This is a genomic window from Oceanobacillus sp. FSL K6-3682 (assembly GCF_037976165.1).
GTDB lineage: Bacteria > Bacillota > Bacilli > Bacillales > Amphibacillaceae > Oceanobacillus > Oceanobacillus sojae.
This window is the reverse complement of sequence record NZ_CP150263.1, coordinates 973,891-992,112: the sequence shown is the minus strand read 5'-3', so window position 1 is coordinate 992,112 and position 18,222 is coordinate 973,891. Positions and strand designations below refer to the sequence as shown.

Here is an 18,222-nt window from a genome sequence, read left to right as displayed (position 1 = left end):
ACTATGCTGAAGAAGAGGCATTATTTAATGGAATGATGATGAATCTCTTCTCCATTCATACTGCATATATAAGAAAAACCGCACTCTGTTAATATATCTTTTGCTTCCTTAAAATGAGCAGCAATTTCTCCCGGACGGTGCGCGTCAGAACCAAGCGTGATTATCTCTCCGCCAAGTTCACGATATAAGCGCAATATATTTTTACTTGGCAACGGAGCATCCATGCCGTATTTATAGCCGGATGTATTTAACTCAATTCCTTTGCCTTCCGAGATAACTAATTTTAATATTTCTTCTATAATATCCGTTGGCAAATGCTCCAGTCCTCCAGACGCGTATCTGCTGACTAAATCAAGATGCCCAAGAATATGATAATTTTTAAAATTCTTTAAGCACGCATAGTATTCTTCAAAATAAACACGGTATGCTTCATCTATGGTTCTATCCTCAAAAAATTCACCAGAATGTAAATCCTGTCCATTCGTTGCATGCATAGAACAAATGATAAATTCCGGCTTTACCCGGTCAATAAATTCGGATGTCTCCTTAAGCACATGCGGCTGCACGCCAACTTCAATCCCTTTGCGTATTTCAATTTTATCTTGATATTTCTCCCGTAAACCTTCTAATTTTTTTTGATAAGCTTCCGGATCAAAACTGAAATCCCATTCCTCATCCGGATAGTCTACATCTAAATGCTCGGTAAATGCAATTTCTTTAAGCCCTTTTTTAATCGCTTCCTGAATCATATCCTCCATTGGTGCTTCACAATCTGCCGAGAAGCTTGAGTGCATATGAAAATCATACATAAAAGTTAAACTCCTTTCATTGACTTTTTTTCTGAACATTATTATAATACTAGATAACTTTAATTAGATAAAGCACTAAATTAATAAAGCGTTAAAAGTATGTGTTCAAAAAGGCCGATAAATAGGACCAAGAAGTTCAAGGCGACGTGCTTTTTACGAACGGAGCGTATGCTTTATAATACGTGAGTATCGGAAAAAGCACGTCAACGCAGAAATTCGCTGAGTCATCTTTATTGGACTTTTTGAACATCCTCTAAAAATAGAAGGAGAATTTTATGAGAAATAAACAATTGCTTCATTCCATGTTCTACCCGAAACAATACGCTAAAAAACGTCATGTTATCCATAAATTAACCAATCGGTTCACAAAATTCGGCTATCAGCAGGTAGAGACACCTGTTTTTGAAGATTATGATTTATATAATGATGTCCAGGGAACCGTTAATACAGCTGACATGCTAAAGCTGATTGATCCCTCTGGAAAAGTGCTTGTTCTGCGTCCAGATGCAACCATTCCAATCGCCAGGCACTATACCCACTTGCAGGAAAAGGTGGCATCCGGCCGTCTGTCTTATGTGCTCGATATTTTTCGTTCTACTTTAGAAGAACGTTCCCGTACTCAGGCAGGTGTCGAGCTGTTCGGAGAGCGCACACCTGAAGCAGATGCGGAACTGATTGCATTAGCTGTTACAAGTTTAAAAGAATTAGCCATTCCTTCCTTTAAAATAGAAATCGGCCATGCAACCTTTTATAAAGAATTATTACGTGAAGCCAATCTTAACGCTATGCAGCAAAAACAGCTGGATCAATATATTCAATCCAAAAATATCTCTGAAATTGTTCCTTTTTTAAAAGACTTGGACTTGGACGCTTCTTTAATCGAAAAGCTTCGAAAAATTCCTATGCTCTACGGCGATGCAAGTCTTGTTATCGATGAAGCAGAGAATATTATCTCAACAGAACGCATGCGTGAAGAGCTGGACTATTTGTCTAAAGTTTATCAGCTTCTTAAAGACTATCAGGTTGATTCCTACATTTCAATTAACCTTGGGCTGATTAACCATATGAATTATTATTCAGGGATTATATTTCAGGGATTCGCAGAAGGTTTGGGACAGCCAATTATGATGGGAGGACGCTATGATTATTTAAGCCGATCCTTTTACCGGGAAATGCCTGCCATCGGATTTGCCTTTGAGGTGAATTTACTGGTTGACTTACTCTCCGGTGTTTTTACAGAAGAAGAGATTATTGAGCTTCATTATGAAGCTTCTGAACGCCAGCGAGCATTTCAGCTTGCAGAAGCGTTAAGAACGGCAAATTATACGGTCATTGTCAGAACTGCTAAAGAGGATGAGCAACTCTCTGATTCACCGGGAATATTCGTAAATACTGAAAAATTAGTATATAGTAAACAAAAAGAACAAAGAGAATTTAAAACCGAACAGGAATTACTAGATTGGTATTTAAGAAAGGACGTTGAATGATGCAGCCCGTAACGATCGCTTTAGCAAAAGGACGTCCTGCTAAGCAATCCATTGATTTATTAGAAGCAGCAGGAATCCATTTCGAAGATTTTCATGAAAAAACACGTAAACTTGTTTTTTTCAATAAAGACAAGACTCTGCGATTAATATTTTTAAAAGGGATGGATGTCCCTATTTATGTAGAAAAAGGTGCTGCCGATATCGGTATTGTCGGCAGAGATAATATAATAGAAACAGAGGCGGACGTTTACGAAATTCTTGATTTAGGGATTGGAAAATGTAAATTCTCTGTCGCTGGAAAAAAAGGTGTCTCTCTTCCTGATAATCAATCTTTGACGATTGGCACCAAATATCCGAATATCGCTAAAAACTTTTTTGATAAACGCAATCAGACGATTGAAACCGTGCATCTCAATGGCTCCGTTGAGCTGGCGCCATTGATTGGTCTCGCAGATTATATCGTTGATATTGTCGAGACAGGAAATACGCTGCACGAAAATGGATTGGAAATATTAGCAGATATCGAGACGATCAGTACAAAATTCATTGTGAACAAAGCAAGCTTTGTAACACGTTCAAAAGAAATTCAGGATGTACTAAAAAAATTGGAACAGGTTGTGAGTGAGGAAAATGCAAATTCTCCGTTATGAAACATATAAACAAAATGTAGCAAATACAGAAAAAGCAACACAGCTGATGCAGCAAAATTTAGATGAACAGGTTTTGGAAATTATCCGTGCTGTACAGGAGCGTGGCGATGAAGCAGCACTTGCGTATACTAAAAAATTTGATAAGGCTGCTATTATCTCTCTCTCTGTTTCAGAGGAAGAATGGAATAATGCCTTTAATAGTATAAAAACAGGACAACCGAAACTTTTTAAAGCATTAACAGCTGCAGCTGAGAATATTCGGCAATATCAGAAAAAAACAAAAGAAGAAGGCTTTCAATTCAGCCCGCAGCCAGGTATTCAGCTGGGACAAAAAATTACACCGCTCGATCGTGTCGGTGTCTATGTACCTGGAGGAAAAGCCAGCTATCCTTCAACTGTATTAATGGATGTTATTCCAGCTGTGGTTGCCGGTGTAGACCAGGTTGTCATTACAACCCCTCCCCGTCCGGATGGAAGCCTGGACCCCGTCGTTCTTACAGCCGCAAAAATTGCAGGCGCTGCCGGTGTTTACAAAATCGGCGGGGCCCAAGCTGTGGCTGCTTTAGCCTATGGAACAGAGAGCCTGCCTAAAGTGGATAAGATTGTCGGACCAGGGAATGCCTTTGTCGCCCGTGCGAAGAAATGGGTGTTCGGCGATGTAGCAATTGATATGATTGCTGGTCCGAGTGAAATCTGTGCCTTCGCTGATAACACCGTCCCTTCTTCCTATGTTGCCGCTGATTTATTATCACAGGCAGAGCATGCTGAAGATGCCACTTCGATATGTGTGACTACAGATGCTGATTATGCAGAAGAAGTGCAAAAAGAGATTGAGCGGCAAATTCCATTACTGGAGCGTGAGGAAATCATCCGTGAATCCATTCAGGCAAATGGAAAAATTATTATCTGTGATGACGAGGAACAGGCTATTGAGCTAATTAACTCCATTGCTCCGGAGCATCTGCAATTAATGGGAGAAGGAGCCGAGGAGCAGGTTCAAAAAGTAAAGCATGCTGGAGCTATTTTTATCGGACCATATTCCAGTGAGCCTTTGGGAGACTATTTTGCAGGCCCTAACCATACCTTGCCAACAAACGGGACAGCACGTTTTTCTTCCCCGCTTGGTGTATATGATTTCATGAAAAAATCAAGCACTATTCATTATTCAAAAGAACGGCTGCTTGATTATGCAGATACGATTATTACCATTGCAGACGCGGAAGGTCTTACAGCTCACGCGAATGCTATTCGAATTCGAAAGGAGAATAACTATGCGTCAAGCTGAAAAAAAACGGCAAACGAAAGAAACGAGCATATCTCTTGTTCTTAACTTAGATGGAGAAGGAAAATCTGAATTAAAAACAGGGGTCGGCTTTTTAGACCATATGCTTACTCTCTTCTCCAAACATGGTGGACTGGATTTGCAAGTTGAATGTGATGGAGATTTAGAGGTGGATCAGCACCATACTGTTGAGGATATCGGTATTGTGCTTGGCCAGGCATTTAATGAAGCATTAGGAACAAAAGAAAGCATTAAACGCTATGCTACAGCAACAACACCGATGGATGAGTCTCTCTCTTCTGTTTCTATCGATATCAGCGGCCGTTCCTTTTTAGTTTACCGGGTAGACGGTCTGAAGGATAAAGTAGGGAGTTTTGATACGGAATTAGTTGAAGAATTTCTGATCGGTTTTACCAGCCATGCAAAGGTAACACTTCACGTCGAGGTTTTGTATGGGTCAAATACACATCATATGATTGAATCGATGTTCAAAGGATTGGGACGTGCAATCCGCGAGGCAGTATCCATCGATCCAACAATGAAAGGCGTACCTTCTACCAAAGGGAGTCTGTAATAACGCTTATCTATCTTTTTTTAAGGAGCCTAGCATATGATTGCCATTATTGATTACGGTGCAGGAAATATCAAAAGCCTGCAGTTTGCATTAGATAAATTAGGGAAAACCTCCAAGCTGACAATGGATCCGGAAGAAATTAATCAGGCCGATTCCATTATTCTTCCCGGTGTCGGCGCCTTCAAGGATGCGATGGAAGCATTACAACGCTATCAGCTGGATACTATTCTGAAAGATGAAGCTGCAAATGGCAAACCGATTTTAGGAATCTGTCTCGGCATGCAGCTTTTCTATGAATACAGTGAAGAAAATGGAGGCTGCCATGGCCTTGGTCTCCTGTCCGGTTCTGCTAAACGTATTTCTGACAAAGTAAAGGTCCCACATATGGGCTGGAATATTCTCCAGCAGGCAGATCAGGCCCGTGCCTTGTTAAATAATCTTGGTGATGAACCATATGTTTATTTTGTCCACTCCTATGCAGTGGATGGTCTGGAGGAGAATACACTTGTTGCAAGCGCAGATTATGGTGGACGCGTACCAGCTATTGTACAGAATAAAAATATAACAGGCATGCAATTTCATCCGGAAAAAAGCGGTGATGTCGGGATTGCATTATTGAAAAATTATGAGGAGTCGATTTCATGATTATTTTTCCAGCAATTGATGTAAAGGACGGAAACTGTGTACGTTTAAAACAAGGGGATTATAATCAGCAGACTACTTATAACAACTCCCCTGTAGAAACAGCAAAAAAATGGCAGGAGGCTGGCGGGGCTTTCCTTCATATGGTTGATTTAGACGGTGCTAAAACTGGTGATGCCAAAAATAAAGAAGTCATTTTAGAAACCATTCAAGCTTTATCAATCCCTGTAGAAGTCGGTGGCGGCATCCGTTCTTTGGATATTATTAAAGAATATGTAAAAGGCGGTGCTGCAAGGGTTATCCTCGGTACCTCAGCCATCACAGATTGGGATATGCTTACAGAAGCAATCAGGTTATACGGTGATAAGATTGCTGTGTCTCTCGATGCGCGTAATGGCTATGTTGCAACCGATGGCTGGACAAAAAACAGCGATACAAAAGCAGCTGACCTTGCTAAGAAATTAGAGGAAGCCGGTTTAGAAACGATTGTATATACAGATATTTTAAAGGATGGCATGCTGCGCGGACCAAATCTCGAAGAATTAAAAGCAATGCAGAAAGCTACCAGTATGAATATTATTGCCTCTGGCGGTGTTTCCCGTAAAGAGGATGTTGTTAATCTTCAGTCGCTCGGCCTTTATGGAGCTATTATTGGAAAAGCGCTGTATGACGGAACCATCCAGCTGGAGGATGTTGTAAAGGAGGATAATCATGCTCGCTAAACGAATTATCCCCTGCCTTGATGTGGATAAGGGACGTGTTGTAAAAGGAAAGAAATTTCAAGATATCAAAGATGTTGCTAATCCGGTCGAATTGGCTGCACGCTATAACCGGGAAGGTGCAGATGAGCTTGTATTTTATGATATTACAGCCTCCAATGAAGAACGGAATATCTTCTTAGATGTCGTAGAACAGGTTGCCCGTGAAATCGCAATACCATTTATGGTCGGCGGCGGTATTCGCACAATAGAAGATATTCACAGTGTTCTTCACGCAGGCGCCGATAAAGTATCCGTGAATAGTGCTGCCGTACAGCGTCCAGAATTAATTAAAGAATCCTCCGACAAGTTCGGGAGTCAATGCATTGTTCTTTCGATTGATGCAAAAAAAACAGCAGATGGTGACTTTCATGTATTTATTAATGGCGGAAGAAAAGACACCGGAATGGATGCAATTGAATGGGCAAAACAAGGAGAAGCACTTGGAGCGGGCGAGCTTGTTGTAAATGCCATGGATTCTGATGGTGAGAAAAACGGCTATCAAATTGAATTGACAAAGAAAATTGCAGATGTAGTAAATATCCCTGTTATCGCCAGCGGTGGTGCAGGTAAATATGAACATTTTTCAAAAGTTTTCACAGAAGGAATTGATGCAGCACTCGCCGCATCCGTCTTTCATTACGAGGAGATTCCAATTCCGGAATTAAAAGAATATTTATCCTCACAAGGAATTCCAATGAGGAGGAGAGCATAATGGAAATTTCAATAAAGTATGATGAAAATGGACTGATCCCGGCTATCATTCAAGACTATACAACTGGAGAAGTGCTGACCTTAGCCTACATGAATGAGGTTTCTTTAGTAAAAACATTAGAAACCGGTGAAACATGGTTTTATTCCCGCAGCCGCAAGGAACTGTGGAATAAAGGAGAAACCTCCGGTAATAAACAGCTGGTAAAAAAAATAAAGGTTGATTGTGATCAGGATGCTTTAGTAGTCCAGGTTCAGCCATTAGGTCCAGCCTGCCATAAAGGTACAACCACCTGCTTCGAAAATACATTATTAGAAAACGAGAAGCCTTTATTCTCTATGATTCATGAGCTTACCGGCAAGATTAAAGACCGCAAAGAAAATCCGCAGGAAGGTGCTTATACTACTTACCTGTTCAATAAAGGGCTGGATAAAATCCTGAAAAAAATCGGGGAAGAATCAACAGAGGTAGTTATCGGCGCAAAAAACAATGATAAAGAGGAATTAACAAATGAATTAGCTGATTTATTATATCACTCGCTTGTCTTAATGGAAAACCAAGGTGTTACTACCAAAGACATTAAACAAATACTAAATGAGCGTCATATTGAAAAAGAGGGACAGCATCGTGAGTAAATTCTGGAATCCATTAATTAAACAGCTGGAGCCTTATGTTCCTGGAGAACAATTAGATGACCCTGCCATTATCAAATTAAATACAAATGAGAATCCCTTTCCGCCATCTCCTAAAGTGCTGAAAGCTATTCAAGAAGAGTCTGTAAAATTACAGCTTTACCCTTCCCCTACCGTGGATGAGCTTAGAGAGGAAATCGGCAGCTGCTTTAGCTTGAAAAAGGAGCAGGTCTTTGTCGGTAACGGATCTGATGAAGTGCTTGCCTTCAGTTTTATGACATTTTTTGAACCTGGAAAAACAATAAAATATCCAGATATCACCTATAGCTTCTACCCGGCTTTTGCAAAGCTTTATCAGCTGGATGTGGAAGAAGTTGCTTTAGAGGACGATTTCAGTCTGCCTGTCGAAGCCTTCTTTCAATCTGAAGGCGGAGTTATTTTTCCTAACCCAAACGCCCCGAGCAGCCTTTATGTAAAGATAGAGGCAATTGAAGAAATCTTAAAAAATAATCCGGATCAAGTGGTTATTATTGATGAAGCTTATGTCGATTTTGCAGAAGCTTCCGCTGTTTCGCTGATTGACAGCTATCCAAATCTGCTTGTTGTACAAACCTTATCCAAATCCCGTTCCCTTGCCGGATTACGTGTCGGATTAGCCTTGGGTCATCCAGATCTGATTGAAGGGTTAAACCGGGCAAAGGATTCCTTTAACTCCTATACGATGGATCGGTTAGCTATCGTTGGAGCAATAGAGGCGTTTAAGGATACAGCTTATTTTGAAAAAACAAAGCAGGAAATTATTGCAGTAAGAGAGTATTTTCGTCAGGAATTGGAGAAAAGGAATTTCTATGTTCTCCCTTCTCAAACCAATTTTGTCCTTGCTTCTCCCTCTGATATGGAGGCAGAGAAACTCTTTACTCAATTGAAGCAGGAAGGCTTCCTTATCCGTTATTTTAACCAGCCAAAGCTGGAAAACTATGTGCGGATTTCAATTGGAACGCAAGAACAGATGAGTAAGCTTCTAGATGCAATCGATAGAATTATTAAAAAGTAATTTATCTGATCCAACTAAATAGATTAGCAGAAAGCTGTTAGATATTAATTTTCTAACAGCTTTCTATACGAAACACTACTTTTATATAGAAAAAATTCATAAAAAAGTTGTATAAATTTTCGCAATAACTATAATAAAACTATGACCATACTCACTTTTTTGAATACGGTCATACTACTAAATCAATGAAAAAGTCCCGGTTTTAGCAGTATAAAATTAGAACATATCTACATTTTCACTCTGTAACTACTCTATCTCATATAATTTAAAATCAGCCGATTTATTATGTTAGATTTCTTGACATGAATCTATTATTTCAATTATTATTTAGGAGTTAGCTATAGAAGATTTTTCTGTCAAAAACAGAATTATCTTTTTTCTGATTTTTATGTAATTGAATTATAGAATAGATTCTCTTACAGGAAAGCAGAAATAAACAAGATTTCATGGTGGATAATGAATGAATCATAAAGAAGATTATTTATCTGAGAATTCCACTAGGAAGAGTTCGTAAACATACTAGATGAGGAGGATCATAATGAACTCAAATATTTACGGTAATACACCGCCGCTACTTGGCGCAAAAAATCTGACAAGTACAAAGGACTATGATACAGATGTATTAATTTATGGCGTGCCATGGGAAGGTGCTTGTACATGGGGGGATTATACAGGCTGCGAGCTTGGTCCGAAACAAATTAGACTGGCTTCTGCCAGATACAGCACATATCTGCCGGAATTAAACCATATTAATGTAGAGGATCATTTAAGCTTAGGTGATGTCGGTGATGTCAGCATCGTCCCTCATGATGTTCCGGAAACAATGAACCGAATTGAAGAGTTTGCAGAAAACTTGTGGAAGAGCGGGAAATTTCTTGTAGGACTTGGCGGAGACCATGGTGTGACTTACCCTATTGTCAAAGGTCTGACTAATATCGGTAAGAAAGTCGGTATTATTCATCTTGATTCTCACTATGACAATATGCCGCATCATGATGGAGATAAGTTTGCAAGAAGTACTCCTTTTATGCGCTTATATGAAACAGAAGGAGTACGTAATGAAAGCTTAATTCACACTGGTATTAAAGGTCCGAGAAACAAGCCGGAAACAGGAAAGCATGCTAAAGATGCCGGTGCTGTAACAATAACGATTAATGACATCCGGGAGCAAAAAGATTTAAAGAAATATGCTAATGAAATATACGAAATGGCTTCTAAAGATGTAGATGTTGTCTATCTGACTATTTGCAGTGATGTACTTGATTTTGCATTCAATCCAGGCGGACCGGTTGACGGCAATGGATTGACTTCCTATGAGCTTCTTACAATGATTTATGAATTCGGTAAACGAGGACTCTGTGGAATGGATTTTGTGGAAGTGTATCCTCAGCAGGATTTCAATCAAAATTCATCACACTTTGTATCCACAGCAGTGTTGTATGTGCTGGCAGGACATGTTCATGGCGGACATGCATAGAAAACTTGGCGTTTTCTATGCTTTTAAAGACATACTTTAACCGGGGCTGCAATTACTTGCCCTCGAAAAACGTTGGATTTCAGTAAACCGGAAAGCTTTATACTTTCCGGTTTACTGAATAAATAATAAGGGAACTCTCCTTATTAATTACAAACAAAGGAGGAGTTTACTTGGCTCAGTCAAAATTTGTTGAAAAGTTTAAAGCCATCGGACCGGGTGCAATCATTACCGCTTCTTTTATCGGACCAGGTACTGTAACAACTGCAACACGGGCGGGAGCAGGATTTGGGTTTGCTTTATTATGGTCCGTTATCTTTGCCATTGTAGCCACGATTATCCTACAGGAGATGGTTGCAAGAATAGGAATAGTAACAAAGCAGGGATTAGGAGAAAATATCAGGGAACTATTTCAAAATCAAATTCTGAAATTTGCAACAGTATGGATTGTTTTAATAGCTGTCTGTGTAGGATGTGCTGCATACATAAGTGGTGATTTAATCGGGACGTCCCTAGGTGTTTCGTATTTAACTGGAATTCCTGAAAACTATGTAGCACCAATTGTTGGTGTAATTATCCTGATTCTCGGTATCGCCGGCGGCTACAAATTCATGGAAAAACTGATGATTGTCTTTATCGGTATTATGAGTCTTACCTTTATCACAACGATGTTTGTGGCTACTTCAGACGTTCTTGGTGTATTAAAAGGAGCTTTTATTCCGACAATCCCACAAGGCTCCATACTAGTCGTTATTGCTTTAATCGGGACTACTGTTGTTCCTTATAACTTCTTCATTCACGCTTCAACAGTTGGAGAAAAATGGAACAGCGTTAATGACTTAAAAGCAGTGCGTTGGGATACTATTGTTTCCATTACTGTCGGTGGTATTATTACAGCTGCGATTCTAATCACAGCTGGTGCATTAATTCATGGCACTGAGGTGACAAGTATCGTTGAGCTTGCAGCTCCATTACAGCCTTTAATGGGAGATTTAGCCCCAATATTTGTCAGTGTTGGTTTATTCGCTGCCGGTTTTTCTTCAGCTATCGCCTCCCCAATGGGAGCAGCTGTTACTGTCAGCAGCTTTATGAGATGGGAAGGCGGCTTCTCCAATAAAAAATATAAAATCGTCTTTGCTTTAGTCATTATTTTCGGTATCATCACTTCAGGACTTGGATTTGAACCACTGGAAGTGCTGCTTATCGCACAAGCATTAAATGGTTTAATCCTGCCGCTTATTGCAATTTTGATTATGGTTGTTGTTAATAAGAAAAATACAATGGGTAAGTACGTTAATGCCCTCTGGTTAAATATTATCGGATGGTTGGTTACTGCTGTAGTAGCATTTCTTGGTATTTACAGCTTAGTAGATGCAATTAACAGCTTTTTATAAACCATTAAAATGATGCTAAAAAAATCCAGTCATGCTAGCATGACTGGATTTTTTGCATCTTCTAATTAAATTAACTCTTCAATTTCTGCAGATTCTTTCAGTTCATTTACTTTTTCTGCATATTGCTCCCGTTGTTTATTCTGTACAATCATTCCTTCAAGCTGAGCTCTGGTTTCGTCATTCAGCTCTCCTATCTCTTGATCACCAGCCTGCTCTGCCATTTGATCATACATCTCTTCAACTTCTTCATCTGTCACTTCCATATCAAATTCATTTTCCATATATTTTGCGGTTGCAAGGTCAAACTCTAATTGTTCTGCATACTGTTCTTCGCTTAAATGTAATTGATCGAGCGTGGTTTGAAATTGTTCTTCACCCGCTTCTTTCATTGCATCTAACTCTGTTTGAACTTCTTCATCTGTCACTTCCACACCAGCTTCAGTTGCTTCCTGCATAATAAGCTCCTGCTCTACCAGGAATTGAATTGTCTCATCCTGCAATGCCTCTGTATCTTCTACATCTTGTCCTGATTGGAACATTACTGATTTAACCAAAGGATAGGCTCTATTATAAGCATCCCCTTGAACTTCTTCTCCATTTACAGAAACAACAGGTTCTTTTTCGTCAAGAAACTCATCATCTTCAAATTCCGGTGTTGCCTGCTCTTGTTGCTCTGGGGCGCCTTCTTGTTGTTCTCCAGCGTTTTCTTGCTGCTGATCTCCTTCCTTTTTTTCTGCATTGTTATCATCGTTTCCACATGCTGCTAATAGCATGGTTATAATCATCATTATCGTTAATGTAAATTTCTTCATTTAAACATCCCTCACTTTAAAAATTTGTCATGTTCCATTCAATCATACATGGTTATCTTGTTTCAAGTTTTCGAGCAATTTATTTTTAACAGATAACATGACCTTCCATATATCCTTCCCCACTTTCATAAACAAAAAACTCATGACTTAAAATTAAATTATGAAATACATCCTTTGAAGCTCCATTAATTATTTAAACGGTTCTTTCGAGGTATTTTCTTTTACTTTAGGGAGATAAGGGCTCCATGTTGTTAATTTCATAAGACAGAAAACAAAAAATATCCTCAAAACTGTTGAAAGCAATCACACATGACTTTTAACAGTTTTGAGGATATAAAAATATTGATAAACTTGAATTATCATAAAGTCTTCCTCTTTAAGATTATAATTAAGAATGTTACTCCACCAACGATTTCAATAATAATTGAAACGACGCCTTGAGCGTTAAAAATATGGTTCATAATAAAATATGCACCCGTTAGTATCAAGAATCCGATAGCAAGAGCCATTGGAAAAATATATCTGTGATCATAGGTTCGCGCCAGCTGATAACTCAACGTTGCAACCAAAAAGCCAAAGAAAGTCAGCGGACCAACTAAAGCTGTTGATATTGACATCAAAATAGAAACTAATACAAGAACATAAATGATACTAAACTTATGATTAACCCCTAAAGAACTGGAAATCTCTTTCCCGAGTGACAATACATTTAATTTCTTCGCATAAGCAAAGAGGAGGAATGCTACAACGATTACTATTGGAATTGCAATAGGAAAATATTCTACATCTGCATTATTGACAGATCCAAACAGCTTTGCCTGTAAAATATCAAACTCAGAAGGTGCAAGCAGTTTTCTCATAAAAGTTGACAAAGATCTTAGTCCCGTTCCGATAATGATTCCAACTAAAAGCATAAGCTGTAAATTTCCATACTTTCCAGAAAGTAACCATCCATAAAGGATTAAACACATCGCGACCATAATAGCCACTTGAAATAAAAATGATCCAGTACCCATATAACCTATAAACGCAGTGGCACCAAAGAAAAACATGGTGCTCGTATGAATCGTGGAATAAAGTGCTTCAAACCCTAAAAGCGAAGGAGTTATAACCCGATTATTTGTAACCGATTGGAAAGCAACCGTCGCCAAGCTTTGACATACTGCGGCAATAATCATGGAAACAATAGCCACCATTCTTCTTTTAGCAACTGGGATAAAGGATGGGGAGTCTACTGGAACTGGATTATTATAAACTAAAAGTCCATATGAAGAAAGAATACCCAAACCAATCAGCGTTATCAATAATATCCAATAACGTCTTTCCTCCTTTTTGGAACGGAAAGCTTTAGAAGGTTTATCTTTATTAGGAAGGCTGGAATCCATTTTGACTTTTTTTTCATTAGTATATTCCAATTTGTTATCCTAGCCTCCTTCTTCTTAACAAAATAACAATAAATACGACTGCCCCCACTGTTCCAAGTATTAAAGAAACAGGTACCTCAAATGGCATAATAACTGTCCGGGATATGATATCAGCAGCGGTCAAGGCAGCCATTCCGGACACACAAACCCAAGGCAGATTACTCCTGAGATCATCTCCTCTAAACATGGAAACAATATTTGGGACAATCAAACCTAAAAACGGCAAGTTTCCAATCACAGCCGCAACAATACCAACTGCGACAGCAATAAGCGCAGTACCAATAAGAACGATCTGATTATAACTCACGCCAAGACTTTTTGTAACTTCCTCCCCTAGTCCAGCTAATGTCAGTCTATTAGCGTAGATAAAAATGAGAAAAGTAATGGCAACAATCAGCCATAGATATTCATATCTTCCGACCTGAATCGATGCAAAAGAGCCTACAAACCAAGTTTCAACACTTTGCGACATTTGAAAAACAAGCCCAACAAACGTGGAAACTGCAGAAATAACCGCTCCAAGCATGATCCCGATAATCGGGACAATTAAAGACGATCGAAGCTTCACTCTTCTTAAAAACAAAAAGAAAACCATCGTTCCTATAAAGGAAAAAATGATTGCTCCGGTCATTCTTTGGAATAAAGTTGGCGCAGGAGATAATAAATAAACAACAACTAATCCCAAGCCTGCCCATTCAATCGTTCCTGTTGTGGTAGGTTCAACTAAACGATTCTGTGTAATAAGCTGCATGACGAGCCCGGACATCGCCATTGCGGCTCCGGTAAGCATTAGTGCAGCTGTCCTTGGAATACGAGTAATGAAAAACATATCCATTCCATCTTCTCGTCCACGTATGTCGTAAACTCCTACAAGCATGGAAATAACACCTAGAATAATAACAATGATGACTGCTAATATAAAAGGCTTTGTCCATATTTTTTGATGATTAGAATGCAGGGGCTGAGAACTCCCAGCCCCGAACATTTTTTGTATTGTATTTTTTAGCACTATAGTTATACTCCTCTATACTATTCAGCTAAAGTATTTGCAAGGTCTTCAAATAATTTAGTAAATGTTTGTATGGATTCATTTGTATAGGTGTCTGCTGGTGCATAAACTATCTGTCCTTCAGTAACAGCAGTTGTGTTTTGAAGAGCAGGTGCATTATCAATTACATCTTGAGCAGGGGTTGCCTCCTCTTCAGATGATACAGCAGCATCACGATCCATTACGAAAATCCAATCCGGATCCGTTTCTGCAATAGCTTCAACAGAAATATCATCACCCTGGTGGTCTGAAGAAGACTGATCAATTTCTAATGACGGCGTCCAATCAAAGATATCATACAGTGGGCCCCAAACACGACCGGAATGAGGAGCTGCAAAATTAATGTCTCCACCAGATACGATAACACTCATTATTGTATCTGTTCCATTATAAGCTGATTTAGCATCTTCAATCGCTTGATCAAAATCAGCTGTCAATTGTTCAGCTTCCTCATTTTTATCAAAAATTTGTCCAAGAGAGTTAGTAACGTCCTTAAATCCATTTTCTAAATTTTCTCCAGGTGTGTCAGCTTCTTCGGAAACATCAAAGTTAAGATCAATAACAGCTGCATTTGGCACTAATTCTTTTATATCTTCATAATAATTACCAAATCTTTGACCGACAATGACAAGCTCAGGGTCTACCGCTGCGATAATTTCAAGGTTTGGTTCACGGTGGTTTCCTATGTTTTCAATTGATTCATCAGTTGCATACGGTATATTTTCAGGTATTAAATCCCTTGGAGCAGCAGATAATTCAATGCCCCAGTCAGATAACGTTTGAAAAGTTCTACTATCTAAAGAAACTACATTCTCCGGGTTTACCGGTACTGTAACAGTTCCATGAGCATCCGTAATTTCTACAGTTGCATCTTCGGCAGAATCCTCTGCTCCTTCATCTGTTTCAGCAGAATCGCTTGTCTGATCATCAGCATTTTCATTTTCATCACTTGAATTTGAACAAGCTGCCAGTGTCAATGCGAAGATTGCGAAGATTGCTATAATAAATGTTGACTTAAAAAATTTTGTTTTTCTCATTCTCCTACCTCTTCCTTTATGTATTATTAATGATTAGACTATTGAATTGATCAAATTAATATCTGCGTTATATTTTAGCGCATGATTTAAATACTAATTATTATTTCTATTTTTGCAAACATATAACTTTTTTGATAATGATAATCAATCTCAATTAGTCTGCTTAAAGTATATCAAATTAAGAAGCGTTGTCAACAGTATTTTGAAATTTATATATTATACAATAATCACCAATTCAAACGTTTCTTATTCTTGTCTTATCATGAACAGACCAGGAAAATACGTGTCCCACATCATAGACATGCGTGCTCCTTATGAAAGAAGCACGCATGAGTTAGATTAATCAATGCCAGTTAACTGCCACAAAGAAGATGAGTTCCCAGGTGTTTATTGAGAAACCATGTCAGTCTGCGCATTTATAAGAAAACAACTACCTGCTCGACTTGTTGGCGTTTAGATGCCCCGAACGATTGGCTGTATTTAACTTATATGCGAATCAAAGTATACACAAAAACGGCAGCCGTTTTGCATATGGACTGGAATATGCATATCATAGACTTCGTTTAAAGCCTCTGAATTAATAATTTCGTGTGTTGGACCATCTTTTATTAGCTGTCCATCTTTTAAAGCTACAATGTAATCCGAATAAACAGAAGCAAAGTTAATATCATGCAATACAATTACAACTGTTTTACCCAACTCATCAACAAGCTTGCGTAATATTTTCATGATTTGTACAGAATGCTTCATATCCAGATTATTTAATGGCTCATCCAGTAATATATATTCTGTGTCTTGGGCAATAACCATAGAAATAAATGCCCGTTGCTTTTGACCTCCGGACAGCTCATCTAAGAACTTATGCTGGATATCTGTTAAGTTCAGATATTCAATTGCCTGATCGACAATCCGATTATCCTCAGCATTTAGACGGCCTTTTGAGTAAGGATAACGACCAAACGATACCAATTGCCGAATCGTTAATTTTACGTTAAAAAAGTTGGATTGTCTTAAAATGGCAATACGCTTGGCAAATTCATTAGATTTCATATTCTTTATATTATTTTTATCAAGTAATACATCTCCAGTATCTGCATCAAGCAGTCGGCTTACCATGGAAAGCAACGTTGATTTCCCTGCACCATTTGGTCCAATAAACGACGTAATTTTGTTAGGCTTAATTTGAACCGATACATCTTTTATAATAGGTTTACTTCCAAACCTCTTTGTCAATCCTTTAATTTCGATCATCTCGCAGCCCCTGCTTTCTTTAAGTATTAACTAAAAAATAGAAGTAAGTGAAAAAGCATTAGTATGTAACCAGATGCCAAATCTTCCATATATGCAAAGCCTTTCTCTGCATGAATTCAACAAACTTCCTTATTTTTAAAATTCATTCAAACTTCATCCAGATAATAATCATTATCAAATTCCAATCATTCTAAATAATAATGATATTCATTATCAATTAGATACCAATACCTAGTATATCAAATTTTCAGCCATCGTCAATGGAAGATTAATATTAATTAGAGAATAACAAAAAAACTGCCCCTATTGGCAGTTTTTTCTGATCTTCGTTCAATTTTTTGTCATATTCATAGTCGTTGGTACTAATTAAAGGAAAGTTCCCTTTAATTTACAAGGGTGTTTATAATAGTTTCTTCTTTATTTATTCTCACATCCATCACCAGTACAATAGGATGTTTTATTCTCATTTGGGTTTAATGATTGCAAAACAGGCTTTTCCTGCTCCTCTTGCCAAACTTTTTCAAGTACTTGTGTAAAAGTCTCTTCCGGCTGTGCACCGGAAACAGCGTATTTTTCATTAAATACGAAGAACGGAACTCCCTGGACACCAAGCTGTTTTGCTAAATCTATATCTTCATTAACTTTATTACGAAATTTACAGCTGTCTAATACATTTTCTGCATTCTCTTTATTCAAACCAGTTTCTTCTGCTAAGCGGACCAGTGTATTTTTATCACTCAGCAGCTCAGAATCTGTGAAATAAGCCTGAAATAAACGCTCTGTCAGTTCAGCTTCTTTATTATTTTCAGCAGCCAGCTTAGCAATTCGATGCGCGTCAAAGGTATTACTATACTTCATCGTATCAAAATGGTAAGTTAAACCAACTTCTTCAGCTTGATCGGCTACCTGTTTATTCATTACAGATACCTGCTCTAAAGGAATACCCTTCAGCTCAGAAAATGTCTCAGTAAAGTTTTTATCCGGGATATGCTGCGCAGTCGGGTCAAGCTGATAGCTTCTAAACTGCACTGCTACTTGATCACGATGTAAAAATTTCTTCAAAGCATGTTCAAACCGGCGTTTTCCAATATAACAAAATGGGCATACAAAGTCAGACCAAATTTCAACTTTCATTTATGTTCACCTCAATTTCCTCACTTATTTTAGCACAAGGAAACCTGG

General features: G+C 38.4%; 18 protein-coding genes. 11 read left to right on the top strand and 7 right to left on the bottom strand.

Translation table 11 applies throughout. The features are described from left to right. Positions 1 to 20: 20 nt before the first annotated feature. Entirely contained in the window at positions 21 to 809 is a 789-nt protein-coding gene (locus tag MHH51_RS05055) for a histidinol-phosphatase HisJ family protein (RefSeq protein ID WP_147211226.1), read from the bottom strand. Positions 810 to 1,084: 275 nt separating this feature from the next. Between MHH51_RS05055 and hisZ the strand changes: the two genes are divergently transcribed. From hisZ to MHH51_RS05000, 11 genes are all read left to right on the top strand, one after another. Then, complete coding sequence (gene hisZ / locus MHH51_RS05050) at positions 1,085 to 2,296, top strand: ATP phosphoribosyltransferase regulatory subunit (RefSeq protein WP_339284820.1); 1,212 nt, start codon at positions 1,085 to 1,087, stop codon at positions 2,294 to 2,296. Next, positions 2,293 to 2,946 carry an ATP phosphoribosyltransferase gene (hisG, locus tag MHH51_RS05045; RefSeq protein WP_339284818.1) on the top strand — a complete coding sequence of 218 codons (654 nt, stop codon included), beginning with the start codon at positions 2,293 to 2,295 and terminating at the stop codon, positions 2,944 to 2,946. Before hisZ ends, hisG begins: the two co-directional genes overlap by 4 nt. Further along, entirely contained in the window at positions 2,927 to 4,231 is a 1,305-nt protein-coding gene (gene hisD / locus MHH51_RS05040) for a histidinol dehydrogenase (RefSeq protein ID WP_339284816.1), read from the top strand. Before hisG ends, hisD begins: the two co-directional genes overlap by 20 nt. Further along, positions 4,218 to 4,802, top strand: a complete 585-nt coding sequence (hisB, locus tag MHH51_RS05035) for an imidazoleglycerol-phosphate dehydratase HisB (RefSeq protein WP_339284814.1) — start codon at positions 4,218 to 4,220, stop codon at positions 4,800 to 4,802. Before hisD ends, hisB begins: the two co-directional genes overlap by 14 nt. A gap of 36 nt (positions 4,803 to 4,838) precedes the next feature. Next, positions 4,839 to 5,447: an imidazole glycerol phosphate synthase subunit HisH gene (gene hisH / locus MHH51_RS05030; RefSeq protein ID WP_147211231.1), complete on the top strand. Its 609-nt coding sequence runs from the start codon at positions 4,839 to 4,841 to the stop codon at positions 5,445 to 5,447. After that, positions 5,444 to 6,166, top strand: coding sequence for a 1-(5-phosphoribosyl)-5-[(5-phosphoribosylamino)methylideneamino]imidazole-4-carboxamide isomerase (gene hisA / locus MHH51_RS05025; RefSeq protein ID WP_147211234.1), 723 nt, complete (start codon positions 5,444 to 5,446; stop codon positions 6,164 to 6,166). The genes hisH and hisA overlap by 4 nt, the downstream gene beginning before the upstream one ends. Then, positions 6,156 to 6,917: an imidazole glycerol phosphate synthase subunit HisF gene (gene hisF, locus MHH51_RS05020; protein ID WP_339284811.1), complete on the top strand. Its 762-nt coding sequence runs from the start codon at positions 6,156 to 6,158 to the stop codon at positions 6,915 to 6,917. The genes hisA and hisF overlap by 11 nt, the downstream gene beginning before the upstream one ends. Beyond that, positions 6,917 to 7,549 carry a bifunctional phosphoribosyl-AMP cyclohydrolase/phosphoribosyl-ATP diphosphatase HisIE gene (gene hisIE, locus MHH51_RS05015; protein WP_246145178.1) on the top strand — a complete coding sequence of 211 codons (633 nt, stop codon included), beginning with the start codon at positions 6,917 to 6,919 and terminating at the stop codon, positions 7,547 to 7,549. Before hisF ends, hisIE begins: the two co-directional genes overlap by 1 nt. Continuing rightward, a complete protein-coding gene (gene hisC / locus MHH51_RS05010) occupies positions 7,542 to 8,600 on the top strand; it encodes a histidinol-phosphate transaminase (RefSeq protein WP_339284809.1) in 1,059 nt (352 codons plus the stop codon). Before hisIE ends, hisC begins: the two co-directional genes overlap by 8 nt. A gap of 538 nt (positions 8,601 to 9,138) precedes the next feature. Further along, the gene (locus MHH51_RS05005; protein ID WP_147211241.1) at positions 9,139 to 10,077 is read left to right on the top strand and encodes an agmatinase family protein; all 939 of its coding nucleotides are present in this window, start codon (positions 9,139 to 9,141) and stop codon (positions 10,075 to 10,077) included. A gap of 170 nt (positions 10,078 to 10,247) precedes the next feature. Continuing rightward, the gene (locus MHH51_RS05000; protein WP_339284808.1) at positions 10,248 to 11,468 is read left to right on the top strand and encodes an Nramp family divalent metal transporter; all 1,221 of its coding nucleotides are present in this window, start codon (positions 10,248 to 10,250) and stop codon (positions 11,466 to 11,468) included. Between the two features lie 65 nt (positions 11,469 to 11,533). Here MHH51_RS05000 and MHH51_RS04995 read toward each other — a convergent pair whose 3' ends face one another. From MHH51_RS04995 to MHH51_RS04970, 6 genes are all read right to left on the bottom strand, one after another. Continuing rightward, complete coding sequence (locus tag MHH51_RS04995) at positions 11,534 to 12,280, bottom strand: SurA N-terminal domain-containing protein (protein ID WP_147211244.1); 747 nt, start codon at positions 12,278 to 12,280, stop codon at positions 11,534 to 11,536. Positions 12,281 to 12,639: 359 nt separating this feature from the next. Further along, the gene (locus tag MHH51_RS04990; RefSeq protein ID WP_147211287.1) at positions 12,640 to 13,665 is read right to left on the bottom strand and encodes an iron chelate uptake ABC transporter family permease subunit; all 1,026 of its coding nucleotides are present in this window, start codon (positions 13,663 to 13,665) and stop codon (positions 12,640 to 12,642) included. Positions 13,666 to 13,699: 34 nt separating this feature from the next. After that, positions 13,700 to 14,689, bottom strand: coding sequence for an iron chelate uptake ABC transporter family permease subunit (locus MHH51_RS04985; protein ID WP_147211288.1), 990 nt, complete (start codon positions 14,687 to 14,689; stop codon positions 13,700 to 13,702). A gap of 44 nt (positions 14,690 to 14,733) precedes the next feature. Continuing rightward, positions 14,734 to 15,789 (bottom strand): siderophore ABC transporter substrate-binding protein, encoded by a 1,056-nt coding sequence (locus MHH51_RS04980; RefSeq protein ID WP_339284807.1) that lies wholly within the window; start codon positions 15,787 to 15,789, stop codon positions 14,734 to 14,736. Positions 15,790 to 16,269: 480 nt separating this feature from the next. Further along, complete coding sequence (locus MHH51_RS04975; RefSeq protein WP_147211247.1) at positions 16,270 to 17,040, bottom strand: ATP-binding cassette domain-containing protein; 771 nt, start codon at positions 17,038 to 17,040, stop codon at positions 16,270 to 16,272. A 417-nt stretch (positions 17,041 to 17,457) separates the two neighbouring features. After that, complete coding sequence (locus tag MHH51_RS04970; RefSeq protein WP_339284804.1) at positions 17,458 to 18,174, bottom strand: DsbA family oxidoreductase; 717 nt, start codon at positions 18,172 to 18,174, stop codon at positions 17,458 to 17,460. Positions 18,175 to 18,222: the final 48 nt, after the last annotated feature.

Coding starts and splice junctions, on each gene's coding strand:
- MHH51_RS04975 (WP_147211247.1), bottom strand. CDS start 17,040: ATGATCGAAATTAAAGGATTGACAAAGAGGTTTGGAAGTAAACCTATT.
- hisB (WP_339284814.1), top strand. CDS start 4,218: ATGCGTCAAGCTGAAAAAAAACGGCAAACGAAAGAAACGAGCATATCT.
- MHH51_RS04985 (WP_147211288.1), bottom strand. CDS start 14,689: ATGTTCGGGGCTGGGAGTTCTCAGCCCCTGCATTCTAATCATCAAAAA.
- MHH51_RS04980 (WP_339284807.1), bottom strand. CDS start 15,789: ATGAGAAAAACAAAATTTTTTAAGTCAACATTTATTATAGCAATCTTC.
- hisD (WP_339284816.1), top strand. CDS start 2,927: ATGCAAATTCTCCGTTATGAAACATATAAACAAAATGTAGCAAATACA.
- MHH51_RS04970 (WP_339284804.1), bottom strand. CDS start 18,174: ATGAAAGTTGAAATTTGGTCTGACTTTGTATGCCCATTTTGTTATATT.
- MHH51_RS04995 (WP_147211244.1), bottom strand. CDS start 12,280: ATGAAGAAATTTACATTAACGATAATGATGATTATAACCATGCTATTA.
- hisZ (WP_339284820.1), top strand. CDS start 1,085: ATGAGAAATAAACAATTGCTTCATTCCATGTTCTACCCGAAACAATAC.
- MHH51_RS05055 (WP_147211226.1), bottom strand. CDS start 809: ATGTATGATTTTCATATGCACTCAAGCTTCTCGGCAGATTGTGAAGCA.
- hisH (WP_147211231.1), top strand. CDS start 4,839: ATGATTGCCATTATTGATTACGGTGCAGGAAATATCAAAAGCCTGCAG.
- hisF (WP_339284811.1), top strand. CDS start 6,156: ATGCTCGCTAAACGAATTATCCCCTGCCTTGATGTGGATAAGGGACGT.
- MHH51_RS05005 (WP_147211241.1), top strand. CDS start 9,139: ATGAACTCAAATATTTACGGTAATACACCGCCGCTACTTGGCGCAAAA.
- hisIE (WP_246145178.1), top strand. CDS start 6,917: ATGGAAATTTCAATAAAGTATGATGAAAATGGACTGATCCCGGCTATC.
- MHH51_RS04990 (WP_147211287.1), bottom strand. CDS start 13,665: ATGGATTCCAGCCTTCCTAATAAAGATAAACCTTCTAAAGCTTTCCGT.
- hisA (WP_147211234.1), top strand. CDS start 5,444: ATGATTATTTTTCCAGCAATTGATGTAAAGGACGGAAACTGTGTACGT.
- hisG (WP_339284818.1), top strand. CDS start 2,293: ATGATGCAGCCCGTAACGATCGCTTTAGCAAAAGGACGTCCTGCTAAG.